This window comes from Mycobacterium aquaticum (assembly GCF_002086485.1).
In the GTDB taxonomy this organism is placed as follows: Bacteria; Actinomycetota; Actinomycetes; order Mycobacteriales; family Mycobacteriaceae; genus Mycobacterium; species Mycobacterium aquaticum.
Window position 1 is genome coordinate 54,998 of the sequence record NZ_MVHF01000021.1, and the last position, 23,450, is coordinate 78,447.

The following is a 23,450-nucleotide window of genomic DNA, read 5'->3' on the forward strand; positions in this document are numbered from 1 at the left end:
AAGAGCTGTTTTGATCGACCGATCAGGGACTAGCAGGCCTCGCGGACGCCCGCCATACCACGGCACGGCGTGAAACGGGGGGCTACCTAGAACACCTAAGTTAGGTTAGACATACCTATTGTCTCTCAGGTAAATCTCAGCTAGCGTCCGTCATCGCCGCCGATGAGCGGCATGACAACCAACAAGGAGCTCCTGTGCAACTCGCAGTTCATCCGGCACCATCGGCTGGCCGCATGAAGAACAAATTCCTGATGGGCAGCGTCGCGGTACTGGGTGCCGGTGCCATCGCGGTGAATCCGGTGGCGACGAGCCCGACATTGCTCGAGGCTCAGCACCGGGCGGTGCAGCTCGTGGCCGACGTCACGGGGTCACCGGCCGAGGTGTACCAGGGCATCCTCACCGACACGGTCTCGAATCTCACTGCGCTGGGCGAGAACTGGATGGCAAACCCGTTCCCGCTGCTGAGCCAGATCGCCGCAAACCAGACCGGCTACGCCCAGCAGATCGGCGCCGCCATCCAGTCCATCCCCACCGTGCTGCAGAACTGGTACGAGAACGGCAAGGGCGAGTCGAAGCCCGGCGCCGAATACCTGGCCAACGCTGCGGCCGCGATCGAAGCCGGTGATTTCAACACCGCCTACGACAACATCAACCGGTTCATGCTGTTCGGCCTGCAGAACCTGGCGGCACCGCTCACGGGCCTCTTCCTGTCCTCGACCGACAGGACGACCGGCGAATACAAGCCCGGGATCCCCGAGCAGATGGCCCAGAACTTCGCCGACGCGGTGGCTGTGGTGTTCAGCTCGAGCACCATGCTGACGGGTGTTTTCCAGTCCGTCTTCGCTCCGCTCAGCGGCGCAGCGTGGGAAGCGTCGCGGGCCGGCGAAGCGATCTCGACCGCGCTGGCCTCGGGTGACGCGCAAGGCGCCGTCACCGCCCTGGTGAACACGCCTGGCGTCATCCTGAACGCGATCGTCAACGGATTCGACTACCAGGACGGCGACACCACCGCGCCCTGGGCGGGCCTGCTTACCGGCTGCATCGGCAAGACCGGCCGGTGCGGTTCGGGTGCTCTCGAACAGCTGCTGATCACCATCCCGACCAAGATCGCCACGGCCATCGCCAATCCCAGCACGACGGGCAGCCTGACGACCGCAAACCTGCTCTCGACGACCAGCCTGGCTACCGCCGCCGACACGATCGACACGGCTGCCACCACCGAGGCCACCGAGGTCGAGACGCCCGCCCTGGCGGCCGCGCCGAGCACCGCCGCTACGGCCGGCACCGCCAAGGCCGCGGTGGCAGCCACCACCACGACCGACGCGAGCACCGACGCCGAAAGCGATGCCACCACCACGAAGCCGGCCACGGGCACCAAGTCCAAGCTGACCGGCAAGACCGCCAGTGACCGGCTGAACGCGACCGTCAAGAACCTGACCGACAAGGTCAAGGGCGCGACGAGCAAGGCCACCAAGTCCGACACCGGCGCCGCCGCATCGTCGAGCACCTCGTCCACTGCGTCATCGACCGCTGCGGACAAGACGACCAAGAGCGACAGCTCGACAGGCAAACACGCCAAGAAGGAGTCGAAGAAGGACTCGGGCGGCAAGTCCGATTCCTGAGTCGCACAACACCAATCGGGCCCCGACATGTCGGGGCCCGATTACGTTGGCTAAAGCCAGGTGTCGTTGGTCGTGGCGGTGAGGAACGCCTCCAGATCGTTACGCCACGTGGCCGGAGTGTTCTTGTCCGGCTCTATCCCGGTGTATTCACCGCGGTAGAACAGCAGCGGCCGAGGCTTGCGTTTGGGCACCTCCGACATGCCGTGCACCGCACCGAACACCACGAAATGGTCGCCGCCGTCATGCACCGACGCCACCGAGCAGTCGATGTGGGCCAGCGAGCCCTCGATGATGGGAGAGCCGAGTTCCGAAGGCCGCCACTCGATTCCGGCGAACTTGTCGGGCTCCTTGGAACCGAAGCGCGCCGAGACGTGCTGCTGATCCTCGTGCAGCATGTTGACACAGAACCGGCCGCTGGCCTCGATGGACTGCCACGACCGGGACACCTTGGTCGGGCAGAACAGCACCAGCGGCGGGTCCAACGACAACGCCGCGAACGACTGGCAGGCGAACCCGATCGGGACGTCCTCGTGCACGGTGGTGATGATGGTGATGCCTGTGCAGAACTGCCCGAGCACATTGCGGAATGTGCGGGGATCGATCGCAGGAGCGCTCATCGCTACTTGAAGCCGACGGAAAAGTCGTGCCCCCACAGGCTGACCGCCGTCGATTCCCGGGCCACCCAGTCGTTGTCGTCGACTTCGAGCCCCTCACAACCGAACTCGATGTCGAAACCGCCTGGTGTCTTCATGTAGAAGGACAGCATCTTGTCGTTCACGTGGCGGCCCAGGGTCGCCGACATCTTCACCTTGCGGCGCAGTGCACGGTCCAGGCACAGGCCCACGTCGTCGGCCTCGCCCACCTCGACCATCAGATGCACGATGCCGCTGGGGGTCTGGCCAGGCATGAAGGCCAGGCTGTGGTGGCGCGGGTTGACCCCGAGGAAGCGCAGCCAGGCCGGCTCCCCGTCGGCGGGGCGCCCCACCAACTGCGGCGGCAGCCGCATCGAGTCCCGCAGGTGGAAGCCCAGCACGTCGCGGTAGAACCGCAGGGTTTCGGCGTCGTCCTTGGTGGTCAGCACCACGTGGCCGAGCCCCTGCTCCTCGGTGACGAACTTGTGCCCGTACGGGCTGACCACGCGGCGGTGCTCGAGCGCGACACCGTGGAACACCTCAAGGCTGTTACCGGAGGGGTCGTCGAACACGATCATCTCGTCGACGCGGCGATCGGCCAGTTCGGTGGCGGTGGCCTCCTTGTAGGGGACGCCATTGGCCTCCAGCCGATTGCGGATGTCCTGCAGCTCAGCGGCATTCGCGGTTTCCCAGCCGGACTCAAGCAGCCGGTCATGGTTCCCGGGGACGATGATCAGCCGGGCGGGAAATTCGTCCATCCGTAAGTAGAGCGCGCCCTCGGTCTGACCCTTGCCCTCGACCATGCCGAGCACCTTGAGGCCGTACTCCCGCCAGGCCGCGATGTCGGTGGCCTCGATGCGCAGGTACCCCAGCGATTTGATGCTCATGGGCTAGCCTCCCAGGAAATCGATGGTGAGCTTGTTGAACTCGTCGAACTTCTCCACCTGTGCCCAGTGTCCACACTGCCCGAAAACGTGCAATTGCACTCGCGGAATCTGCTTGACCGCGACGAGTGCACCGTCGAGCGGGTTGACCCGGTCTTCGCGACCCCAGATGAGCAGCACCGGCTGGCGCAGCTTGTAGACCTCGCGCCACATCATGCCGAGCTCGAAATCCGGCCCGGCGAACGACTTCCCCATCGCGCGAGCCGCGGCCAGCGACTCGGGTTGGCTCGCGATCGCGAACCGCTCGTCGATCAGTTCAGGCGTGACGAGCTTCTGGTCGAAGACCATGATGCGCAGGAAGCGCTCCATGTTCTCGCGCGTCGGGTCGGCCGTGAACTTGCCGAGCAGCTTGACGCCCTCGGTGGGATCGGGCGCGAACAGGTTGACCGAAAGGCCACCGGGGCCCATCAGCACGAGCTTGCCCGCTCGGTCCGGGTAGTCGAGTGCGAACCGCACCGCGGTGCCGCCGCCGAGAGAGTTGCCCAGCAGCGGAATCCGGCCCTGCAGACCGAGGTGGTCGAACAGCCCGAGCAGCGCCTTGGCGCTGTAGCGGTTGTACTGCTCGTGCTCGGTGAGCTTGTCCGAGTGTCCGTAGCCGGGCTGATCGACCGCGAGCACGTGGAAGTGCTCGGCGAGCACCGCGATGTTGCGGCCGAAGTTCGACCAACTCGACGCGCCGGGCCCACCACCGTGCAACAGCACGATGGTCTGAGCCGACGGATCACCGGCCTCGTGGTAGTGCAGCCGCAGGTCCAGATCACCGGCCTTGACCTGGGCGTAGCGCGACGTCGATTCGAAGGTGAGCTCTTGTGTGGCAGTCATGTCAGACCATCGTGTCCGCGGGCGGAAGGCCGAACTCGTTGTTGCCGAAGATCATGTACGCGCGCTCCGGATCGTTGGCGGCGTGCACCCGGCCCGCGTGCGCATCACGCCAGAAGCGTTGCAGCGGAGCGGTGTTGGCCAGGGCGGTGGCGCCCGCCGATTCGAAGAGCCGGTCGATCGATGCGATGGCCCGGCCAGTGGCCCGCACCTGATCGCGGCGGGCGCGGGTCCGCAGCTCGAACGGGATCTCCTTGCCTGCCTGCAGCAGGGCGTACTCGTCGCCCACGTTGCCGATCAACTGGCGCCACGCGGCGTCGATGTCGCTGGCGGCCTCGGCGATACGAACCTTCGCGAACGGGTCGTCCTTGCCCTTCTCGCCGGCGAACGCCGCGCGTACGCGCTTGCCCTGGTGCTCGACGTGGGCGGCGTACGCGCCGTAGGCCATCCCGACGATCGGAGCCGAGATGGTGGTGGGATGCACTGTGCCCCAAGGCATCTTGTACACCGCTGCGGTGTTGGTCCGATACCCGCCCGCGGTGCCGTCGTTCATCGCCTTGTAGGACAGGAACCGGTGCTTGGGCACGAACACGTCCTTGACGACGATCGTGTTGCTGCCGGTGCCGCGCAGACCGACCACGTGCCAGACGTCGTCGATCCGGTAGTCACTGATCGGGATGAGGAAGCTGCCGAAGTCGACGGGACGGCCGTCCTTGATCACCGGGCCACCCAGGAAGGCCCAGGTGGCGTGGTCACAGCCCGACGACCAGTTCCACGAACCGTTGACCAAATAGCCGTCGCCGGCCTCGGTCACCACGCCCGCACCCATCGGCGCGTACGAGGAGGACACCCGGACCGACGTGTCCTCGCCCCACACTTCTTCCTGGGCCCGCTGGTCGAACAGGGCCAGGTGCCAGTTGTGCACGCCGATGATCGAGCTGACCCAGCCGGTGGATCCGCAGGCGCTGGCCAGGCGGCGTACCGCCTCGTAGAACACCGTCGGATCGCACTGCAGGCCACCCCATTGCTCAGGCTGGAGCAGCTTGAAGAACCCGATCTCTTCGAGCGCGTCGATCGACTCCTGCGGGATCTTCCGCAGGTCCTCTGTGGCCTGCGCCCGCTCCCGCAGCGCGGGCAGCAGGTCATCGATGCCGGCGAGGACCGCCTGCACGTCGCGCTGTTCAATGGACGTCACTGAATTGCCTCCTGGATCGAGATCCACAACTAGACAGAGATTAGAACACGTTTTAATTTGTGTCGAGCAGCGCCGAGCTGCAGACGCTGGACCAGGGCACCGATATTTTTGTAACCTGTTCTAGTTATGAACGAAGGAAGAGAGACACCGGTGACGGATGAGCCACTGGGCAGCCATGTGCTCGAATTGCAGGTGGCCGCCGTCATCGAGGAGACCGCCGACGCGCGCTCCCTGGTGTTCGCGGTGCCTCCCGGGTCCGACGTGGCCGCCGACCGGCTGCAGTACTCTCCCGGCCAGTTCCTGACACTGCGTGTCCCCAGCGATCGCACCGGTTCGGTGGCCCGGTGCTACTCGCTGTCCAGCTCGCCGACCACCGACGATCAGCTGACGGTCACCGTCAAGCGCACCGTCGACGGGTACGCCTCGAACTGGCTCTGTGACAACGCCCATGCCGGCATGCGGATGCACGTGCTGGCGCCGTCGGGCACCTTCGTCCCGAAAGATCTGGGCGCCGATCTGCTGTTGCTCGCGGCAGGCAGCGGCATCACCCCGATGATGGCGATCTGCAAGTCGGCGCTGGCCGAGGGCACCGGCAAGGTGGTGCTGATCTATGCCAACCGGGACGAGAACTCGGTCATCTTCGCCGCCACCTTGCGGGAGCTGGCCGCCAAGTACCCGGACCGGCTGACGGTCGTGCACTGGCTGGAATCCGTGCAGGGCCTGCCGAGCGCGGCCGCGATTGCCGGGCTGGCAGCCCCATTCACCGCAAGCGACGCCTTCATCTGCGGGCCGGGACCGTTCATGTCCGCCGCCGAGGAGGCCCTGCGCCAGGCCGGAACCCCCGACGAGCGCATCCACATCGAGGTGTTCAAATCGCTGGACTCCGATCCGTTCGCGCGCGTGGTGATCGCCGAGGACGACAGCGACCAGGGTCCGGCCACCGCGATCGTGACCCTTGACGGCACGACACACGAAATCCGTTGGCCGCGTTCGGCAAAACTGCTCGACGTGCTGCTGGACAAGGGCCTCGACGCGCCGTTCTCCTGTCGTGAGGGGCACTGCGGTGCGTGCGCGGTGCTCAAGAAGTCCGGCGATGTCGAGATGGCGGTCAACGATGTGCTGGAGCCATCCGACCTCGAAGAGGGCCTGATCCTCGGATGCCAGGCCACGCCGGCGTCCGATTCGGTCGAAGTCACATACGACGAGTAGCGAACGGATACCTTTCTTGACGATGACCACGAACAGGCTCACCGCAGCGAGTGCGGCCGCCGTGCTGACCGCGGCGGCCCTGGCATTTCCGGCATCGGCCACGGCGGCGTCGAACTCGGCCGTCACCTCCATCCCCAGTCCACAGGGCGACATCGAGATGCACGTCACCGCCAACTGCGCGGGCACGGTGTGCACGTTCAGCACGCAGGCCAACCTGCTGACGCCGGACGGGCCCATCGGCTTCCCCGGCGACGCGTGGGCACGCCAGACCATCACGCTGCGCAGCACGGACCGCAACGTCTGGCAGGAGGCGTCGTACAGCGCACCGGCCGGCGCACCGCGAGTGGTCAAGGGCGCCAACAACGACAACGTGCTGTCCAAGCAGCTCAAGTCGATCAACAACGCCGAGATCTCGGTGACCACCTTCGGCGGCGGCCCGATCGAGCGCTTCCAGGTCGACGGCGAGTCGACACCGACCGACTGGGCCACCGGCCAGCCGAACACCAAGGCGTCCTTCATCGCGTGCTCGGACATCCAGGTGGTGTTCGGCGGCGTCAACCTCTCGACCCCGACCGCCTGCGCGCAGACCGGGTTCTGACCTCTCTGCGCGAGCAGACCGTCAGGTACCGGACGAGCGGCGTGTCGCGGACCTTGACGTCTGCTCGCGCGAAGAAGTCCTAGCGCGGCAGACCCAGCAGCCGCTCACCGGCCAGGGTCAGCAGGATCTGTTCGGTACCACCGGCAATGGTCAGGCAGCGGGTGTTGAGGAAGTCGTGCACCTCGCGGTTGACCACCGCGCCGCCGCCGTCGGACAGTTCCATCCGGAACTCGGCCAGCGCCTGCCGGTAGCGCACCCCGATGAGCTTGCGGGCACTGGCCTGCGGGCCCGGGTCCTGCCCGCCGACGGCCAGCACGGCGATGCGCTGATCCAGCAGGGAACCCACCTGGGCCGCCACGATCAGCCCGCCGAGGCGGTCCTCGTCGGCCGGGTCGACGTCCACGCTGTCGAGTGCCCGCAGCAGCTCCTCCATCGGATTGCCCAGCGCCGTACCGCCTGCCATGGCGACACGCTCGTTGGCCAGCGTCGTACGGGCCAGCCGCCAGCCGTCGTTGACGGTCCCGACCACCATCTCGTCGGGTACGAACACGTCGTCGAAGAACACCTCGTTGAACAGTTCGTCGCCGGTGATCTCCCGCAGCGGCCGGATCACGATGCCGGGCGAGCGCATGTCGACCAGGAAGTAGGTGATGCCTTTGTGTTTCGGAGCGTCGGCGTCCGTTCTGGCCAGGCAGACACCCCAGTGCGCCTTCTGCGCGGCCGAGGTCCACACCTTCTGCCCGGTCAGCTTCCAGCCACCTTCTGCGCGAACGGCTTTGGTGCGCAGTGCCGCCAGATCCGAACCGGCGCCCGGCTCGGAGAACAACTGGCACCACGTCAGCTCCCCGCGCAGCGTCGGCGGAACGAACTGCTCGATCTGCGCGGGACTGCCGTGCTCGAGGATCGTGGGCACGGCCCACCACCCGATCACCAGGTCGGGGCGGTCCACCGACGCCGCCGCCAGCTCCTGGTCGATCAGCAGCTGCTCGGCCGGAGATGCGCTGCGGCCGTATGGACGTGGCCAATGCGGCGCGAGCAGCCCGGAGTCGGCCAGCGCAGCCTGCCGCTGTTCGACGGGCAGCGCCGCCACCTCGGCGACAGCGGCCGCGATCTCCGGACGCAGACCGGCCACCGATTCCAGATCGATGCGCAGCTCACGCCGAACCCCCTGCCGCGTCAGCGCGCCGACCCGACGCAGCCACCGGCGGTAGCCGCCCAGAGCGTGCGATATGCCGTAGGCGCGCCGCAGATACAGGTGCGCGTCGTGTTCCCAGGTGATGCCGATGCCGCCCAGCACCTGGATGCAGTCCTTGGCGTTGGCCACCGCGGCGTCGATGCCCGCGGTCGCGGCGACGGCGGCCGCGATCGACAGCTGCCCCTCATCGCTCTCGGCGGCTGCCGTGGCGGCGTCGGCGGCAGCCACGGCCGCTTGCTCGGAGCGCAACAGCATCTCGGCGCACATGTGCTTGATGGCCTGGAAGCTGCCGATCGGCTTTCCGAACTGCTCACGCACCTTGGCGTATTCGGTCGCGGTCTGCAGCGCCCAGCGGGCCAACCCGGCCGCCTCCGCGGCCAGCACGGTCGCGGCGAGGTCCTCGAACCGCTGCCGCGTCACCGCCAGCACCTCGGCGGGCGCGGAGTCCAGCACCACGCGCGCCAGCGGGATCGAGAAGTCGGTGGCCGGCACCGGTTCGACCGTCACACCCGCGGCGGCGGCATCGATGAGCACCACCTGCTCGCCCGAGGACAGCACCAGCAGCCCGGCGTTGTCGGCGCCCAGCACATAGTCGGCCGTACCGGACACGTGATCCCCGTCGACACGTACGTCGGCCGTCAGTGCGACGCCCGCGGTGCGCTCACCGGACATCAGGGCCTCAAGGACCGACTCGTCGGCGACGAGCAGGGTTACCAGCGCCGTGGTTGCTACGGGCCCGGGCACGAGCGCCGCGGCGGCCTCGTCGAGCATCGCGCACAGGTCCTCGACGCTGCCGCCGGCGCCGCCGTACTCTTCTCCGACGGCGACGCCGAAGATCCCTAGTTCGGCGAACCTCCGATACGGCGCACGCCACGCGCTCGGATCGTGTTCGCCGTCACGTACAGCGGCGATCGAGCCGGACGCCGCGGCCCAGCTTCGAACCAGGTCGCGGGCGGCAAACTGCTCGTCGGTGACAGTGGCTGACACGGTCGGCTCCTACCGGTAGTGCGAGAAGTCCACGCTTCTCACTAGAACGTGTTCTAATAGTGACAGTGTTCGACCGTCAAGTCGACCGGCATTGCAGCAGGACACGTCGATGTCCAACCGACAAAGACGTGAGAAAAAGGAGACCGGCGTGCGTATCGTTTCCGATGGAGTACGCGGTACGAAGGAGTCGCCAACAACATGTCCGGCTTATCTCAGCCAGCACGCAACGAGCAGTCCGCCGGGGCGGACTCGCGCCCGCGTGAGGTCATGACCGTGGCGGTCCTCGCCGAGTCCGAACTTGGCTCCGAAGCTCAAAGGGAGCGTCGCAAGCGCATCCTCGACGCCACGCTGGCCATCGCGTCCAAGGGTGGGTACGAGGCCGTCCAGATGCGGGCGGTCGCCGAACGCGCAGACGTCGCGGTCGGCACGCTGTACCGCTACTTCCCGTCGAAGGTCCACCTGCTCGTCTCCGCGCTGGGTCGCGAGTTCGAGCGCATCGACGCCAAGACCGACCGCGCCGCGCTTTCGGGCGGCACTCCATATCAGCGGCTGAACTTCATGGTCGGCAAGCTGAACCGGGCCATGCAGCGCAATCCACTGCTCACCGAGGCCATGACCAGGGCATTCGTCTTCGCCGACGCATCGGCCGCAGGCGAGGTGGACCACGTGGGCAAGCTCATGGACTCGATGTTCGCGCGCGCGATGAGCGACGGCGAACCGACCGAGGACCAGTACCACATCGCCCGGGTGATCTCCGATGTGTGGCTGTCCAACTTGCTGGCCTGGCTGACCCGGCGGGCCTCGGCAACCGACGTCGGCAAGCGACTGGACCTCGCGGTGCGACTGCTGATCGGTGACGGGGACCAACCTAAGATCTGACGGGTGAGCGCGTTACCGGCCGACCTGGAGCAAGCACTCGCGGCCGCGGCTCGCGCCGACCGGCTGCTCGTCACATCCGATTTCGACGGCACGCTCTCACCCATCGTCAACAACCCGGCCGACGCGCGCCCACTGCCCGACGCCGCGGGCACGCTCGTCGCGCTCGCCGAACTGCCCGGCACCGCTGCGGCACTGATCTCCGGCAGGGCGCTGAGTGTGCTGCGCGAGCTGTCGGGGCTGCCCGCGACGGTGCACATGATCGGCAGCCACGGCGCCGAATTCGACACCGGATTCGCCCACAGGATCGACACGGCCCTGCTGGCCACCATCACCGCCGAGCTGGAAGCCATCGCGGCCGACCGGCCCGGGGTCGCCGTGGAGACCAAGCCCGCAAGCGTCGCCCTGCACGTCCGCAACGCCGGGCCCGCCGACGCCGAAGCCGCGCTGGCCCAGGCTCGTACGGCGGCGAAGGCGTGGGCGGCCGAGCTGACCGAAGGCAAGGCGGTGCTCGAATTCGCGGTGATCTCGACGGACAAGGGCGAGGCGATCGACATCCTGCGCAAGGAGTTCGACGCGTCAGCGGTGGTGTACTTCGGCGACGACGTCACCGACGAGAAGGCGTTCCGCCGCCTCGGCACCGGCGACATCGGGGTCAAGGTGGGCCCCGGCGACACCCTGGCCGGCTACCGCGTGCAGAAGCCGGAAGACGTTGCCGCAGCGCTGAAATATCTGCTCGACGCGCGTCGCGCCTAGGCAGGCGGCCCCGAGGTACGGCCCCGCACCACCTCGGTGTCGAGCACCTCGATCACCGGAAGCCCCGAGCGCGGCGGGGTGTGCAGCAACTGGCCGGCGCGACGCCCCTTCTCCACGCTGGACTGCACGACCGTCGTCAGGCCGCGACGTACCGCGTCGGGAATCCCGTCGAACCCGGTGACCGTCATCTGCCCCGGCACGTAAATGCCATGCGAGCGTAGGTAATCCATCGCCGACAGGGCGAGCACGTCGGCCGTGCACATCAGCGCGGTGATCAACGGATTGGCAGCAAGGGCAACCTCCGCCGCCAAGCCCCCCGAGGTCGGCAGATGCTCATAGCTCTCCACGACCGTCAACGATTCTGGGTTCAGCCCGGCCGCGCTCATCGCGTCGTACACGCCGTGGATACGCTCGCGCTGCACATGAAAATGCGGGCTCTGCACCCGATCCGGCTGCGCCACCGCCGGTTTGCCACTCGGGTGCGGCCAGTCGCGCCCCAACCGCATGGTGAGCAGACCGATGTCGCGATGCCCGAGCTCGAGGACCTGCTCGGCCAGCAGCCGCATGGAACCACGATCGTCGATGCCGACGCGGGACACTCCGGGCACATCCTTGGGCTGGTCTACCACCACCATCGGCAGGTGCCGCTGTTCCACCACGGGCAGATACGGGTCGTCGTCGGAGGCGGAGTACACCACGAAGCCGTCGACACCCGCGGAAAGCACCGCGGCCGAACCCTCTTCGAAGCTGCGATTCGGCCCCACCGCGACCAACAACAGGCCCTGGCCGACCGCCTCACACGACTCGGCCAGTCCTGCAACGAAATCGAGCGCAGCCGGATCTCTGAACGAGTAATTGAGCGGTTCGGTGATCACCAGGCCCACCGCCCCGGCCTTGCGGGTGCGCAGCGACCGGGCCACAGGGTCGGGCCCGGCGTAACCGAGCCGCTTGGCCGCATCGAAGATGCGCTCCCGCAGATCCGCCGACAACTGGTCGGGCCGGTTGTAGGCGTTGGAGATCGTGGTGCGAGAGACGTTGAGCTCCGCGGCCAGTGAGGCCAGGGTCGCCCGCCGCGGCGGATGGGGGCTCCTTGGCATGCTTTCTGAGGCTAGCCGATCAATGCGCCAGTCTCGCGTGCGGCACGCGCCGCCAGCCATACCGCCAGCCAGAAGACGCATGCGATGGTGACGATCAGGAAGCTCGGCGGCATGTTGAACACCGCCGACACCGCCAATCCGACCCACACCGACACCAAGCTGATGCCGGTCGAGATCGCCATGGCCAGTAGCGGCCTCGCAGTGAGCATGATGGCCGTTGCCGCCGGGGTGACGACGAGCGCGAACAACAGCAAGGTACCGACGGCTTGCACCGCCATGGTGACCGCGACACCCAGCAGCGCCATGAACACGATCGACAACGCTTTCACCGGAACCCCTTTGGCCTCGGCGACCGGCGCGTTGACCGACGCGAACAGCAGCGGCCGGTAGATGAACCCCATCGTGGCGGCCAGCACCGCGAGCAACGCGGTGAAGGTCGAGAGCTGATCACCGGTGATCGCCAGCAGATTGCCGAACAGCACATTGGTCATTGTCGACGAGTTCTTGGTGGCCAGTGAGTTGAAGAAGAGCCCGAAACCGGTCGCCAGGGCCAGCACTGTGCCGGTCGCGACCTCTCGGTCGCCCGCGCGTTTCCCGAGCGCGCCGATGACCAGCGCCCCGCCGACACAGAACACCCCTAGCCCGAAGCCGACCGGCAGCCCCAGCAGGAACGCCCCGGTGGCTCCGGGCAACCCGATGTGGGCCAGTGCGTGCGCGGCGAACGCGGTGTTGCGCACGATGATGAAGTAGCCGATCAGCCCGGCGGCCAACGCCACCAGGGTGCCGCCGATCAGGGCATTGCGCATGAACGCCGACGTGAGGATCTGCCACCAGTTCTGCTGGTAGCCCATCGCGACAATGGTCACTACCCGCTCCTCATGTACATCTTGCCCTGCAGCGTGTTGGCCACCTGAACCTTCGTGCCGTAGAGGTGGGTCAGCAGATCGGCGTCGACCACCTCGTCGATCGCAGCGTAGTGAGCATGCCCGTCGAGCAGGTAGATGGCACTGCTGAGAACCTCCAACAGCGGGTTGAGGTCATGGGCGACGACGAGAATCGTGACACCGAGCTCGGCGTTCAACCGGGCCAGCAGGCGCACGATCTCATGCTGGTTGCGCAGGTCGAGCGCGGCCAGCGGTTCGTCGAGAATCAGCATCTTCGGATGGCCCACGAGGGCGTTGGCCAGCGCGATGCGCTGGCGCTGCCCACCGGAGAGCTGCGACAAGCGCCGGTCGCCGAACTCGGTCGCCTCGACCCAGTCGAGCGCCTCGTCGACCCGGGCTCTGTCGGCCCGGGTGGTACGACGCAGTCCCCAGCGCCGACCGGCGAGTCCCAGCGTCACCGCATCGCGGGCACGGACCGCCTGACCTGCCCCGGCGACGTAGTCCTGCGGCACGTACCCGATCAGATCGTTGTTCTGCCCGGGTCTGCCGCCAAGGACCCGCACCGATCCGGATGCCGTCGGCAGCAGGCCCAGCACGACCTGCAGCATGGTCGACTTGCCGGAGCCGTTGGATCCGATCAGCGCGACGATGCCGCCGGCCGGGATCGTGAAGGTGCCTTCCGACCAGATCAGCCGTCCGCCGCGCACCACGCTGACATCGTCGAAGACCAGTGCGGGTTCATCGTTATGACTGGACACCAAGTGCCTTGGCCAGTGCGGTGAGTTGGTCCACCTGCCAAGCCTCGAACGTCTTCGCTCCCGGCGCCACCGTTTCGGTGACTTCGACCACCGGAACCCCGGCTTTCTCCGCGGCGGCACGGATCTGCTCCGGGACCGAACCCTCGGTCTGGGTGTTGTAGATGAGCACATCCACACCCTTACCACCGAGCAGCCGCAGGAACGCGTCCAGATCGGCCGGCGAGGGGTCACTCTCGTTCGACGTCGCCGCCTGGTAGCCCGCGGGAGTGCGGTCGCTCAAGCCCACCGCGGCCGCCATGTCGTCGAAGACGGTTTCGGTGGCCGCGTAGGTCTTGCCCGCAGCCTTGGCCTTGATGGTGTCGATGAGCTGGTTGTATGGCTTCATCTCGTCGGTGAACGCCGCGCGCCTGCCTGCGAAGTAGTCCTTGGCCTGCGGCGCGAGATCACCGAGCTTGGCGGTGACGGCGTCTGCCAGGGCGGTCACCGTGGCCGGCCGGTACCAGGCGTGCGGGTTGGCGCCGCCGCCCTGGGCTTTGTCGAGATCCAGCGCGTTGATGACGGGCGCGCCAGATGCCGAGTTCGCGGCGAGCTTGGCCGCCCACTCGTCGTAGTGGCCGCCGTTGATGACCACCAGTTGGGCGCCTGCGAACTTGGCCGCGTCCGACGGGGACGGCTCGTAGTCGTGCGGGTCGACCGACGAGCTGGCCAGCACCGTGGTGACCTTCGCGCATGCCCCACCCAGGTCGGAGACGATGTCGCCCCACTGGTCGACGCTGACCACGACGTTGATCGGCGTGGCCGGGCAGTCCCCCGCGGCGTGGTCGTTCGGAGCGGCCTTCTCCGAGCCGCACGCGGCGAGGGCGAAGGGGACGGCGAGCACCAGGCCGACGGCGAGGGTGCGGAGCTTGAGGTTCACGGACCGAGTCACGGCGATAACGATAACCGTTTGCATTAAACGATGCACACTCGGGATGATAGTTATTGAAAATCATTTCCAATAAGGAGTCCGATGCCCGACGACGAGCTGGCCTCCGGAGAACAGGCATGGCTGCGGTACCCCCGATCCGCTGCCGGAGTGGAGCGTCACGCACATGCATGCCCCTTAGGCTCGATGCGTGCCAGACCACGCGTTCAGCCCGCCCGAACGGAACGCGGTCTACCGCGCCATCGCCGAGCGGCGCGACATGCGCCGGTTCACGCCGGACAGCGCGGTGACCGACGACGTCCTCGCCAGGCTGCTGCAGGCCGCACACGCCGCACCCAGCGTCGGCCTCATGCAGCCGTGGCGGTTCATCCGGATCACCGAGAACGCGTTGCGGCACAAGATCCACGCGCTGGTCGACGAGGAACGCGTACGGACCGCCGACGCGCTCGGGCCCCGCGCCGCGGAGTTCCTCGCGCTCAAGGTCGAAGGCATCCTGGACTGCGCCGAACTGTTCGTGATCGCCCTGGCCGACGACCGCGAGCGGCACGTCTTCGGACGGCGCACCATGCCGCACATGGACCTGGCCTCGGTGTCATGCGCCATCCAGAACATGTGGCTGGCCGCACGCGCCGAAGGGCTCGGCATGGGCTGGGTGTCGATCTTCGAACCGACACCGCTGGCGCGATTGCTCGGCATGCCCGACGGCGCCGAACCCATCGCGATCCTGTGCCTCGGACCGGTGCCGGACTTCCCGGACCGGCCGATGCTGGAGATCGAGCACTGGACGACGGGCCGCCCGCTACCGGAATTCGTCTCGGAGAACGGCTGGCCGCTCTGATGCCGCCGACCGTCGACCTCAACGCCGATCTCGGCGAGGGCTTTGCGGTGTGGCAGCTCGGCGACGACGACGCCATGCTGCAGGTCGTCACGAGCGCCAACCTGGCCTGCGGCTTCCACGCCGGGGATCCGGCGCTGCTGCTGCGCACCTGCCGCGCGGCCGCCGCCGCAGGCGTGCGGGTCGGAGCGCAGGTCAGCTACCGCGACCTGGCCGGATTCGGCAGACGGTTCATCGACGTCACCGCCGAGGACCTGACGGCCGACGTGATCTATCAGATCGGTGCGCTACAGGCCATCGCGCACGCCGCGGGTACCACGGTGAGCTACGTCAAACCCCATGGCGCGCTGTACAACACGATCGTGCACCACACCGATCAGGCGGCGGCCGTCGCGGCAGCCGTGCACGCCGTCGACCCCACGCTGCCGGTGCTCGGCCTGTCAGGATCGGAGTTCTTCGCGGCGTCGACGCGTCTCGGCCTGCGGACCGTCCCCGAGGCGTTCGCCGACCGGGCGTATCAGCCTGACGGCACGCTGGTGTCACGTCGCGAGCCCGGCGCGGTGCTGCACGACCCCGCGGAGATCGCCGAGCGCGTGCTCACGATGGTCAGCGCCGGTGAGGTGCGGGCCGTGGACGGGGCGACCATCCCCGTCACCGTGGAATCTGTTTGCGTCCATGGTGATTCGCCGGGTGCCGTGCAGATCGCCCATGCCGTGCGGGACCGACTGGCGACCGCGGGCGTGGGACTCCGCGCGTTCAGCTAGTCAACTCGTAGCGGATCAGCCGGGCGCTGTTGGCCACCACCGCCACCGACGATGCGTTGTGCAGCACCGCGGCGAGCACCGGGGAGAGCGCGCCGCCTGCCCCGATCAACAGACCGATCGCGTTGACCGCGATGGACATCGCGTAGTTCTGCTGGATCACGTCCACCGCACGGCCGCCAAGCGCCCGCACATCGAGCAACCGGCGTAGGTCATCACTTGCCAACGCGACATCGGCCGTTTCGACGGCGACATCGGTGCCGCCGAGCCCCATCGCGATCCCGATGTCGGCGGCCGCCAGCGCAGGCGCGTCGTTCACCCCGTCGCCGACCATCGCGACGGTGTGCCCGCACTCGCGCAGCTCCCGGACCAGATTGAGCTTGTCCTCCGGCATGACCTCCGCCCGCCATTCGGTGATGCCGAGTTCAGCGGCGACCGCCGCTGCGGCAGCCGGGTGATCGCCGGTGATCATCACCACGCGACGCACACCGGCGGCCCGCAGCGCGTCGAGTACCGCCGTGGCCTCAGGGCGAACCTCGTCGCGCAGGCCGATCAGCCCGACGAGCTCGCCATCGACCGCGAGCAACAGCGGCGTCTCGGCACGAGCGCGCAGCTCATCGACCCACTCCGAAGCCCGTTTGGTGATCCGCACCTTGTCCTGGCGCAACAGCGACGGACTGCCCAGCAGGATGGTCCGCCCGTCGGCGCGGGTGCGCATGCCCAGACCGACGAGCACCTCGCACTGCTCGTGTGGCGGGATCTCGATCCGTCGTTCCCTGGTCGACCGGATCACAGCCTCGGCCAGCGGATGACGCGCGTGAATCTCTGAACTGGCCGCGTAGGCGAGCACCCGTTCGGGTTCCCAGTCCTTGGCGAAGGCGACGACGTTGGTGACGATCGGTCGTCCCACCGTCAAGGTTCCGGTCTTGTCGAACACCACGGCGTCGACCCGGCCCGCCAGCTCGAGGTGAGAACCGCCCTTGATCAGGATTCCGCGGCGGGCCCCGTTGCCGATCGCGGCGCTGATCGCGGTCGGTGTCGCCAGCCCCACCGCGCACGGGCACGCGACGAGCAGCATCGTCATCGCCCGGCGCACATCCCGGGTCACCACGAGCGTGGCAGCCGAGAGAAGGAACGACGCCGGGACGAACCGCCGGGAGAAGTTCTCCCCGACCGTCTGGATGGGCGCACGGTCGTGCTGCGCCTCTTCGACCCTGGCCACGATCCGGCCGATCGTGGTGTGCGCCCCCACAGCCTCCGCGGTGATGACCAGCCTGCCGCGGACGACGACCGATCCGGCGTAGACGCGGGTGCCGGGCCTGACCGCGACCGGCAGGTTCTCCCCCGTGATGGCGGACTGGTCGACGATTGCCTCACCGTCCTTGACTGTTCCGTCGACGGCGATGGCGACCTGCTCGTGGACGATCACGGCGTCGCCGACCTGCAGATGCTCGACGCCCACTTCCACTTCGGAGCCGTCGGGCAGCAGAACCCACGCGGTGTCGGCCGTGCCCTGCAGCAGGTTCGTGATGGCGCGGCGCGTCCGGCGCAGGGTCAGATCCTGGAGATACTCGCCGATGTTGAGCAGCCACAGCACCGTGAGGGCCACCACGTTCTCACGCAGCGCGAGGCTGGCGATCGTGGCCGCGGACACCAGCACATCAGTGCCCGCGGATCGACTGCCCGTCAGCGTCCTCAGCGCGCCGCGCAGAAACGGGTAGCCGGTCACGATCGTCACGCCGGTCGCAAGCGTCCGGCCGGTCGGGCCCAGCAGCGGCGGACGGCCCACCGCATATCGACGAATACCCAACAGCGCCAAGGCTATTGCACCGATCGCCATCCGGATGATGTCCGCGTTGTGAATGTCCGCAGATCGGGGTGCCCGGGCCCGCACCAGCTCGCGCGCGGTGCCCGCAGCCACCGTGATCGCGGTCATCACGGCTTGCCGATCGCACCGCTTGGTCGAATACCAGACCACCACCGAGGCCGTCCTGGGATAGGCGTGAACCGCGCGGACGCCCGGCACCTGGTCGACGGAGTCCTCGACCGCGACAGCGCGCACCGCATCCGATCGCAACCACGGTGCGTGCACCCGCATCCGCCCGCCGGCGTCGGACAAAACGGTCAGAGCGACCACAGCGTCAGTGTTCGTGCTGATGCTCGGCGTCGGCGACGGCCGGGGGTGGCACCTCTTCGCCGATACGCTCGCGGGCTTCGGCCATCACGTCGGCAGCCTTCAGGCGCACCGCCTCGGCGCCTTCCTCGGCCTTGCGCGCCCCGCGCAAGGCCCACGCCGTCGTCGTGACGGCAGTTTCTCGAATGGGCGCCTTCGCGACGGCCTTGCGCACCACCTCGTACGCGGCGACACCCACCGCCCCGGTGATCACCGCACTCGACGCCTTGATCAGCAAGCCATGCAGAACCATTCGGCGAGCGTAGCTCCGACCGATCGGCATTGGGAGTTAAGAGGTTTCACATGCATCAATTCGCACAAGTGACTTCACAGCCAGGGCTGGCATGATGGCGCCGTGGCGGTGAAGTCGGAGGCGACGCGAAAGCGCTTGGGGTCCATGCCCATCCTCGTCATCGGCATCATCGCCCTGGCCCTGCTCGGCAGTCCGGCGCGGGATTTCGTCGAACGCACCCCGAAGGTCGCGACGGCCGCCACGGTGTTCTGCGGCGTGTTCGTCCAGGCGTTGCCCTTTCTGGCGCTCGGTGTCGTGATCAGCGGGCTCATCGCGGTTTTCGTCACACCCGACCGGTTGGCCCGGTGGCTGCCCCGGCGCACCAGTGTGGCGATCCTGGCCGCCGGAGTGGGCGGCGCAGCGCTGCCCGGTTGCGAGTGCGGATCGGTCCCGGTGGCGCGCAGACTGTTCAGCGACGGCGCCGTCGGAGCTGCGGCGTTGACGTTCATGTTGGCCGCTCCGGCCATCAACCCGGTGGTGCTGGTCGCGACGGCCGTCGCGTTCCCCGGCCACCCTGACATGGTGGTGGCCCGCTGCGCGGCGTCGTTGCTGACGGCGCTCGTCATGGGGGCGGCCTGGTCGCGGTTCGGCAAGCCGGAATGGATCACCAAGCGCCTGCCGAGGACTCACGATGGCAGCGGCTCGAAGTGGGCGGCGTTCGTCGAGGCCGCGCGCCACGACTTCCTCACCGCGTGTGCCTACCTCGTCATCGGCGCGGCCGCCGCGGGCGCGCTGCACGTGCTGGTCCCCGCCTGGGTGTACCAGCACCTGGCCGGGCAACTGGTGCTCGGGGTCATCACCATGGCGTTGCTGGCCGTGGTGCTGGCGTTGTGCTCGGAGGCGGACGCCTTCGTCGCGGCCAGCCTGACCATGTTGCCGTTGCTGCCCCGGCTGGTGTTCCTGGTCGTCGGGCCCGCGGTGGACCTCAAGTTGTTCGCCATGCAGGCCGGAATGTTCGGCCGTCCGTTCGCCGTCCGGTTCTCCCCGGCCACATTCGTGGTGGCCACCCTGGTCGCCACCGGTGTGGGACTGTTCGTGCTGGGGCCGCAATGAGCCGCGAAACCGAGAACGCCCTGTTGCTGCTCGTCGGGGTCAGCACGGCCATCATCGTCGCCACCGGCACCTTCACCCGCTACGTCAAACCCACCCTGCTGCCATACCTGATCGCCACGGCCGTACTGCTCATCGTGCTGGCGCTGGCAGCGATCGTGCACGACATCCGGCACGGCCCCACCGACGAGACCGACCATCAACACGCCCACTCCAGCGGAACGGCCTGGCTGCTGCTCATCCCGATCGCCCTGCTGGCCTTCGTGGTACCGCCCGCGATCCGGCCGGACGCGGCGTCGGTCACCCCGGTGTCCACCGATGTGCTCCGCAGAGCTTTCCCGGCGCTGCCCGCAGGAACCCCGGAGCTCTCGCTGCCGGATGTGCTGATCCGCATCGCCCAGGACACCGCGGGCACGCTCGACAACCGCACCATCAAGGTCACCGGCTTCACCATGCGCGACGGCGAGCACACCTACCTGGCCCGCATCGTCATCATCTGCTGTGCGGCGGATGCGCAATTGGCCCGCATCGGTCTCACCGGACCTGCCGCGGCCGACCTGGCCGGCTACCCGGAGAACACCTGGGTCACCGTCGAAGGCAGCGTGCCTGCGGGACAGAATGATTCGAGCCGGCGCACCATCCCGAGCCTCACCGCGCTCACCGCGGCGCGCACCGATCCGCCGCAACACCAGTACGCCTACTGACCGAGAGCGCAGTCACCGCAGTAGGAACCGCCCGGCACGCGGTAGAACAGACAGCAGCTTCGTCGCCGCGGGCGCGGCCCCGTCATCGTGCCGGCGAGCCCGCCGATGTTCAGCAGCGCGCGGGTGAGCGCCGACACCGGCTGCCGCAAATCGGGACGGACGCCGACCAGCGCACGTGCCGCCCCTACCAGGGCCGCGGCGGCGTTGCCGTAGAGCAGGCCCGGCGCGATCTTGACCCGAAGGCCCGCGGCGAGCCGGTCCAGATGCTCCTCGACCACCATGCCGTAGAGCAGCTCGGCCAGTGCCTCGCCGTCGCCGACGGATCGCCCGTTCGCGACGGGCAGTCGCAGCGCCGTGCCGGAGTGAAACCGTTGCAGCCCAGCCAGATCCGGCGCGACGGCGGCGCCCGCCACACACGCCAGCACGGGCGACCAGAGCCGTGAGGCATGGCTGAACTGGATCATCGACGCCGCGATCCGCAGCTCCGTCGTTCCATATCCCGCCGCGGTCTTTTCGATCAGGTCAACGGATCCGTCGTCGTAGCACTGTCGGGCCGGGAGCCAGCCGTCGGCATCGCCACCCACGGTGATCGCGAAAAATCCACCGTACGATTGCGTTTCGGCCAACTCCGCGGATATGTCCATCGGCCTCGATGGTGTCACATCAGCGTGGGCCCGCTGCGGGCAACAGCGCCATCTCGCGCGCGTTCTTGATCGCGGCGGCCATCTGTCGCTGCTGCTGCGGTGTCAGACCCGTCACGCGGCGCGACCGGATCTTGCCACGTTCACTGATGAAGGTGCGCAGGAGCTGGACATCTTTGTAGTCGATGCGCGTGACGCCGAGCGCCTGCAACTGGTTACGCGCGGGCTTTCTGAGATCCGTTGCGGCCGGGCGCTTCTTGGTGTTCTTCCTGGCGTTCGTCTTGGCGGCCATCACCAGCTCGACTTCCGTACGCCGGGCAACTCGCCGCGGTGCGCCAGTTCTCTGACCCGCACCCGGGACAGGCCGAACTTGCGCAGATGCCCGCGCGGCCTGCCGTCGACCGCGTCGCGGTTGCGCAGCCGGACCGGGCTGGAATCGCGCGGCAGGCGTTGCAGAGCGGAGACCGCGGCGGCCCGCTCCTCACGCGAGCTGGCCGGATTGCGGATGATCCCCTTGAGCTCGGCCCGGCGTTCGGCATGGCGCTCCACGAGCTTTCGGCGCTGCTCGTTCTTGACGATCTTGGATGCCTTGGCCATCAGCGCTCCTCCCGGAAGTCGACGTGCCTGCGGATCACCGGGTCGTACTTGCGCAGCACGATGCGGTCCGGGTCGTTGCGGCGGTTCTTGCGGGTGACGTATGTGTATCCGGTTCCCGCGGTGGATCTCAGCTTTACGATCGGCCGAATATCGGTGCGCGCCATCAGATTTTCTCTCCCCGGCTGCGGATTTGGGCCACCACGGCTTCGATGCCGTCGCGGTCGATCACCTTGATGCCCTTGGCGCTGACCCGCAGCCGGATCCGGCGGCCCTCGGAAGGCAGGTAATAGGTCTTGTTCTGGATGTTCGGGTTCCACCGCCTGCGACTGCGGCGGTGCGAGTGCGACACGGTGTTACCGAAGCCGGGCGAGCGCCCGGTGACTTGGCAGTGGGCCGACATGAGCCTCCTTGATCGTGGGGTAACCTGACTTAAGCATAATGACAATCGTTTTCAATAGCGAATCAGGAGCTCCATGCGAACCCCCGTGGTACTCGTCGCCGGTCAGGGCGGCACCGATGACGTCGTCGCGGAACTGAGCCGCAGACCCGGCACCGTGGTGGTCCGGCACACCTTCGACGGACAGGTGGTGCTACGCCAGGTCAGCACCCAAACCGGAGCATCGGACTGGGCACTGGAACTCTCGCACGGCTGTGTGACCTGCACGGTGCGCGACGATCTGCTGGTACTGCTGCGCCGTCTGCACCGGCGCGGCGACGTCCGGCGCATCGTCGTGCAGTTGATGGCCTGGCTCGAACCCGAACCGGTGTGCTGGGCGATCGAGAACATCCGCGTGCACGTCGGCCCCGGCTACATCGACGGACCCGCGGCCCGCGACGTCTACGTCGACGGCGTCGTCGGATGCCTCGACACCGCCGTCTGGCTGCAGCAGGCCGTCGGCGAGGTGGAACTCGACGACGGGCGCACGGCCGCGCAGGTCGTCGTCGGCCAGGCCGAATTCGCCGACGTGCTGGTGCTCACCGAACCCGAGGCGACGACACTGGCGGTGCTGCGCAGGCTCACGCCCCGGGCCCGCATCACCGTCGGCCCCGACCGCATCGAACTGGCGCTGGCGCATCTGGAGCCGGACAGCCGGCGCGGCCGGGCCATCGCCCCGCACGACCCGCTGCTCGCCGGCGAACCGCCGCTGGACCGCGACGGCGAAGTCGGCATCGTCGAATTCACCGCGCGACGGCCGTTCCACCCGGTGCGCCTGCACGCCGCGCTGGATCTGTTGCTCGACGGTGTGGTGCGCACGCGCGGCCGCGCCTGGCTCGCCAACCGGCCGGGCGAGGTCATGTACATCGAATCCGCCGGCGGCGGGCTGCGGTTCAGCAACGCCGGAAAATGGCTCGCAGCAATGGATTCCAGCGAACGCTGCTACGTCGACCCGCAGCGACGAGCACTGGCGGCAGTCCTGTGGGACCAGCTGTTCGGCGACCGGCACATCTCGCTGGCGGTGCTGGTGTGCGGCGCGGCGCCCGAAGACATCCTCGACGCCCTGCGCGGCGCCCTGCTCACCGACGCCGAACTCACCCAGCCCGAGGACTGGGCCGACTATCCAGACCCGTTCGGCGACTGGCACGAAGAGCCGTGCCAGCCACCCATCGAGGAAACCGTCCGACCCGGACACGACGAAGGAGAAGCACGATGAAAGCCGGTATCCACCCCGACTACCACCCGGTGGTCTTTCAAGACGCCGCGACCGGCACGCGGTTCTTGACCCGGTCCACCGCCACCAGCGAGCGGACCGTCGAGTGGACCACGTCGGAGGGCACCCGGACCTACCCGCTGATTGTGGTCGACGTCAGCTCGGACTCGCATCCGTTCTGGACCGGCTCGCAGCGCCACATCGATTCGGCAGGCCAGCTGGAGAAGTTCCGCCGCCGCTACGGATAGCGA

At 67.9% G+C, this 23,450-nt stretch carries 27 protein-coding genes; 11 read left to right on the forward strand and 16 right to left on the reverse strand.

Annotated elements, in window-relative coordinates; all coding sequences use genetic code 11:
- The first annotated feature begins 233 nt into the window (after window positions 1-233).
- Window positions 234-1,622, forward strand: a complete 1,389-nt coding sequence (locus BST13_RS20180) for a hypothetical protein (RefSeq protein WP_083165800.1) — start codon at window positions 234-236, stop codon at window positions 1,620-1,622.
- A 50-nt stretch (window positions 1,623-1,672) separates the two neighbouring features.
- Here BST13_RS20180 and hsaB read toward each other — a convergent pair whose 3' ends face one another.
- The 4 genes from hsaB to hsaA are packed head-to-tail and all read right to left on the reverse strand — an operon-like array spanning window position 1,673 to window position 5,212.
- Window positions 1,673-2,239, reverse strand: a complete 567-nt coding sequence (gene hsaB / locus BST13_RS20185) for a 3-hydroxy-9,10-secoandrosta-1,3,5(10)-triene-9,17-dione monooxygenase reductase subunit (protein WP_083165801.1) — start codon at window positions 2,237-2,239, stop codon at window positions 1,673-1,675.
- 2 nt (window positions 2,240-2,241) lie between these two features.
- Entirely contained in the window at window positions 2,242-3,141 is a 900-nt protein-coding gene (gene hsaC, locus BST13_RS20190; RefSeq protein ID WP_083165802.1) for an iron-dependent extradiol dioxygenase HsaC, read from the reverse strand.
- Window positions 3,142-3,144: 3 nt separating this feature from the next.
- A complete protein-coding gene (gene hsaD / locus BST13_RS20195; RefSeq protein ID WP_083165803.1) occupies window positions 3,145-4,020 on the reverse strand; it encodes a 4,5:9,10-diseco-3-hydroxy-5,9,17-trioxoandrosta-1(10),2-diene-4-oate hydrolase in 876 nt (291 codons plus the stop codon).
- Between the two features lies 1 nt (window position 4,021).
- A complete protein-coding gene (gene hsaA / locus BST13_RS20200; RefSeq protein WP_083165861.1) occupies window positions 4,022-5,212 on the reverse strand; it encodes a 3-hydroxy-9,10-secoandrosta-1,3,5(10)-triene-9,17-dione monooxygenase oxygenase subunit in 1,191 nt (396 codons plus the stop codon).
- 150 nt (window positions 5,213-5,362) lie between these two features.
- On the opposite strand from hsaA, the gene BST13_RS20205 reads away from it, so the two are divergent.
- Both BST13_RS20205 and BST13_RS20210 read left to right on the forward strand, forming a co-directional pair.
- The gene (locus tag BST13_RS20205) at window positions 5,363-6,421 is read left to right on the forward strand and encodes a ferredoxin--NADP reductase (protein WP_083165862.1); all 1,059 of its coding nucleotides are present in this window, start codon (window positions 5,363-5,365) and stop codon (window positions 6,419-6,421) included.
- Between the two features lie 22 nt (window positions 6,422-6,443).
- Window positions 6,444-7,019 carry a hypothetical protein gene (locus BST13_RS20210; protein ID WP_083165804.1) on the forward strand — a complete coding sequence of 192 codons (576 nt, stop codon included), beginning with the start codon at window positions 6,444-6,446 and terminating at the stop codon, window positions 7,017-7,019.
- A 79-nt stretch (window positions 7,020-7,098) separates the two neighbouring features.
- On the opposite strand, the gene BST13_RS20215 is transcribed toward BST13_RS20210, so the two are convergent.
- A complete protein-coding gene (locus BST13_RS20215; RefSeq protein WP_083165805.1) occupies window positions 7,099-9,201 on the reverse strand; it encodes an acyl-CoA dehydrogenase family protein in 2,103 nt (700 codons plus the stop codon).
- Between the two features lie 273 nt (window positions 9,202-9,474).
- Here BST13_RS20215 and kstR point away from each other — a divergent pair, with 273 nt between their 5' ends.
- Window positions 9,475-10,080 (forward strand): cholesterol catabolism transcriptional regulator KstR, encoded by a 606-nt coding sequence (gene kstR, locus BST13_RS20220; RefSeq protein WP_170064307.1) that lies wholly within the window; start codon window positions 9,475-9,477, stop codon window positions 10,078-10,080.
- 3 nt (window positions 10,081-10,083) lie between these two features.
- Window positions 10,084-10,833 carry a trehalose-phosphatase gene (gene otsB / locus BST13_RS20225; RefSeq protein ID WP_083165806.1) on the forward strand — a complete coding sequence of 250 codons (750 nt, stop codon included), beginning with the start codon at window positions 10,084-10,086 and terminating at the stop codon, window positions 10,831-10,833.
- Here otsB and BST13_RS20230 read toward each other — a convergent pair.
- Genes BST13_RS20230 through BST13_RS20245 form a run of 4 tightly spaced genes read right to left on the reverse strand, consistent with a single transcriptional unit; the run spans window position 10,830 to window position 14,524 of the window.
- Window positions 10,830-11,930 (reverse strand): Rv3575c family transcriptional regulator, encoded by a 1,101-nt coding sequence (locus BST13_RS20230; RefSeq protein WP_083165807.1) that lies wholly within the window; start codon window positions 11,928-11,930, stop codon window positions 10,830-10,832. The two genes, otsB and BST13_RS20230, sit on opposite strands and share 4 nt — an antisense overlap.
- 11 nt (window positions 11,931-11,941) lie before the next feature.
- Window positions 11,942-12,781 (reverse strand): metal ABC transporter permease, encoded by an 840-nt coding sequence (locus tag BST13_RS20235; protein ID WP_083165808.1) that lies wholly within the window; start codon window positions 12,779-12,781, stop codon window positions 11,942-11,944.
- A 14-nt stretch (window positions 12,782-12,795) separates the two neighbouring features.
- Entirely contained in the window at window positions 12,796-13,572 is a 777-nt protein-coding gene (locus BST13_RS20240) for a metal ABC transporter ATP-binding protein (RefSeq protein WP_083165809.1), read from the reverse strand.
- The gene (locus tag BST13_RS20245) at window positions 13,559-14,524 is read right to left on the reverse strand and encodes a metal ABC transporter solute-binding protein, Zn/Mn family (protein ID WP_083165810.1); all 966 of its coding nucleotides are present in this window, start codon (window positions 14,522-14,524) and stop codon (window positions 13,559-13,561) included. Before BST13_RS20245 ends, BST13_RS20240 begins: the two co-directional genes overlap by 14 nt.
- 163 nt (window positions 14,525-14,687) lie before the next feature.
- Here BST13_RS20245 and bluB point away from each other — a divergent pair, with 163 nt between their 5' ends.
- Both bluB and BST13_RS20255 read left to right on the forward strand, forming a co-directional pair.
- Window positions 14,688-15,335 (forward strand): 5,6-dimethylbenzimidazole synthase, encoded by a 648-nt coding sequence (gene bluB / locus BST13_RS20250; RefSeq protein WP_083165811.1) that lies wholly within the window; start codon window positions 14,688-14,690, stop codon window positions 15,333-15,335.
- Window positions 15,335-16,096, forward strand: a complete 762-nt coding sequence (locus BST13_RS20255; protein WP_083165812.1) for a LamB/YcsF family protein — start codon at window positions 15,335-15,337, stop codon at window positions 16,094-16,096. Before bluB ends, BST13_RS20255 begins: the two co-directional genes overlap by 1 nt.
- Here BST13_RS20255 and BST13_RS20260 read toward each other — a convergent pair.
- Entirely contained in the window at window positions 16,089-18,191 is a 2,103-nt protein-coding gene (locus tag BST13_RS20260) for a heavy metal translocating P-type ATPase (RefSeq protein ID WP_083165863.1), read from the reverse strand. The genes BST13_RS20255 and BST13_RS20260 overlap by 8 nt on opposite strands.
- A 43-nt stretch (window positions 18,192-18,234) precedes the next feature.
- Window positions 18,235-18,519, reverse strand: a complete 285-nt coding sequence (locus BST13_RS20265) for a DUF1490 family protein (protein ID WP_083165864.1) — start codon at window positions 18,517-18,519, stop codon at window positions 18,235-18,237.
- 144 nt (window positions 18,520-18,663) lie between these two features.
- Here BST13_RS20265 and BST13_RS20270 point away from each other — a divergent pair, with 144 nt between their 5' ends.
- Complete coding sequence (locus BST13_RS20270) at window positions 18,664-19,611, forward strand: permease (RefSeq protein ID WP_083165865.1); 948 nt, start codon at window positions 18,664-18,666, stop codon at window positions 19,609-19,611.
- On the forward strand, window positions 19,608-20,312 hold the full coding sequence (locus BST13_RS20275) for a TIGR03943 family putative permease subunit (protein ID WP_083165813.1): 705 nt from the start codon (window positions 19,608-19,610) through the stop codon (window positions 20,310-20,312). The genes BST13_RS20270 and BST13_RS20275 overlap by 4 nt, the downstream gene beginning before the upstream one ends.
- On the opposite strand, the gene BST13_RS20280 is transcribed toward BST13_RS20275, so the two are convergent.
- From BST13_RS20280 to rpmB, 5 genes are read right to left on the reverse strand one after another with little or no spacing between them, the layout of a single operon-like run.
- Window positions 20,306-20,956, reverse strand: coding sequence for a (2Fe-2S)-binding protein (locus BST13_RS20280; RefSeq protein WP_083165814.1), 651 nt, complete (start codon window positions 20,954-20,956; stop codon window positions 20,306-20,308). The two genes, BST13_RS20275 and BST13_RS20280, sit on opposite strands and share 7 nt — an antisense overlap.
- 19 nt (window positions 20,957-20,975) lie before the next feature.
- Window positions 20,976-21,245 (reverse strand): 30S ribosomal protein S18, encoded by a 270-nt coding sequence (gene rpsR / locus BST13_RS20285; RefSeq protein WP_083165815.1) that lies wholly within the window; start codon window positions 21,243-21,245, stop codon window positions 20,976-20,978.
- Window positions 21,245-21,550, reverse strand: a complete 306-nt coding sequence (rpsN, locus tag BST13_RS20290) for a 30S ribosomal protein S14 (protein ID WP_083165816.1) — start codon at window positions 21,548-21,550, stop codon at window positions 21,245-21,247. Before rpsN ends, rpsR begins: the two co-directional genes overlap by 1 nt.
- Window positions 21,550-21,714, reverse strand: a complete 165-nt coding sequence (gene rpmG / locus BST13_RS20295; protein ID WP_018603652.1) for a 50S ribosomal protein L33 — start codon at window positions 21,712-21,714, stop codon at window positions 21,550-21,552. Before rpmG ends, rpsN begins: the two co-directional genes overlap by 1 nt.
- A complete protein-coding gene (gene rpmB, locus BST13_RS20300) occupies window positions 21,714-21,950 on the reverse strand; it encodes a 50S ribosomal protein L28 (protein WP_083165817.1) in 237 nt (78 codons plus the stop codon). The genes rpmG and rpmB overlap by 1 nt, the downstream gene beginning before the upstream one ends.
- Window positions 21,951-22,023: 73 nt before the next feature.
- Between rpmB and mrf the strand changes: the two genes are divergently transcribed.
- Together mrf and BST13_RS20310 are read left to right on the forward strand one after the other, a co-directional pair.
- A complete protein-coding gene (gene mrf / locus BST13_RS20305; protein ID WP_083165818.1) occupies window positions 22,024-23,202 on the forward strand; it encodes a ribosome hibernation factor-recruiting GTPase MRF in 1,179 nt (392 codons plus the stop codon).
- Entirely contained in the window at window positions 23,199-23,447 is a 249-nt protein-coding gene (locus BST13_RS20310; protein ID WP_083165819.1) for a type B 50S ribosomal protein L31, read from the forward strand. The genes mrf and BST13_RS20310 overlap by 4 nt, the downstream gene beginning before the upstream one ends.
- The last annotated feature ends 3 nt before the right edge of the window (window positions 23,448-23,450 follow it).

Coding starts and splice junctions, on each gene's coding strand:
- BST13_RS20180 (WP_083165800.1), top strand. CDS start 234: ATGAAGAACAAATTCCTGATGGGCAGCGTCGCGGTACTGGGTGCCGGT.
- hsaB (WP_083165801.1), bottom strand. CDS start 2,239: ATGAGCGCTCCTGCGATCGATCCCCGCACATTCCGCAATGTGCTCGGG.
- hsaC (WP_083165802.1), bottom strand. CDS start 3,141: ATGAGCATCAAATCGCTGGGGTACCTGCGCATCGAGGCCACCGACATC.
- hsaD (WP_083165803.1), bottom strand. CDS start 4,020: ATGACTGCCACACAAGAGCTCACCTTCGAATCGACGTCGCGCTACGCC.
- BST13_RS20210 (WP_083165804.1), top strand. CDS start 6,444: ATGACCACGAACAGGCTCACCGCAGCGAGTGCGGCCGCCGTGCTGACC.
- BST13_RS20230 (WP_083165807.1), bottom strand. CDS start 11,930: ATGCCAAGGAGCCCCCATCCGCCGCGGCGGGCGACCCTGGCCTCACTG.
- BST13_RS20235 (WP_083165808.1), bottom strand. CDS start 12,781: ATGGGCTACCAGCAGAACTGGTGGCAGATCCTCACGTCGGCGTTCATG.
- BST13_RS20245 (WP_083165810.1), bottom strand. CDS start 14,524: ATGCAAACGGTTATCGTTATCGCCGTGACTCGGTCCGTGAACCTCAAG.
- BST13_RS20255 (WP_083165812.1), top strand. CDS start 15,335: ATGCCGCCGACCGTCGACCTCAACGCCGATCTCGGCGAGGGCTTTGCG.
- BST13_RS20260 (WP_083165863.1), bottom strand. CDS start 18,191: ATGCGGGTGCACGCACCGTGGTTGCGATCGGATGCGGTGCGCGCTGTC.
- BST13_RS20265 (WP_083165864.1), bottom strand. CDS start 18,519: ATGGTTCTGCATGGCTTGCTGATCAAGGCGTCGAGTGCGGTGATCACC.
- BST13_RS20270 (WP_083165865.1), top strand. CDS start 18,664: ATGCCCATCCTCGTCATCGGCATCATCGCCCTGGCCCTGCTCGGCAGT.
- BST13_RS20275 (WP_083165813.1), top strand. CDS start 19,608: ATGAGCCGCGAAACCGAGAACGCCCTGTTGCTGCTCGTCGGGGTCAGC.
- BST13_RS20280 (WP_083165814.1), bottom strand. CDS start 20,956: ATGGACATATCCGCGGAGTTGGCCGAAACGCAATCGTACGGTGGATTT.
- rpsR (WP_083165815.1), bottom strand. CDS start 21,245: ATGGCCGCCAAGACGAACGCCAGGAAGAACACCAAGAAGCGCCCGGCC.
- rpsN (WP_083165816.1), bottom strand. CDS start 21,550: ATGGCCAAGGCATCCAAGATCGTCAAGAACGAGCAGCGCCGAAAGCTC.
- rpmG (WP_018603652.1), bottom strand. CDS start 21,714: ATGGCGCGCACCGATATTCGGCCGATCGTAAAGCTGAGATCCACCGCG.
- rpmB (WP_083165817.1), bottom strand. CDS start 21,950: ATGTCGGCCCACTGCCAAGTCACCGGGCGCTCGCCCGGCTTCGGTAAC.
- mrf (WP_083165818.1), top strand. CDS start 22,024: ATGCGAACCCCCGTGGTACTCGTCGCCGGTCAGGGCGGCACCGATGAC.
- BST13_RS20310 (WP_083165819.1), top strand. CDS start 23,199: ATGAAAGCCGGTATCCACCCCGACTACCACCCGGTGGTCTTTCAAGAC.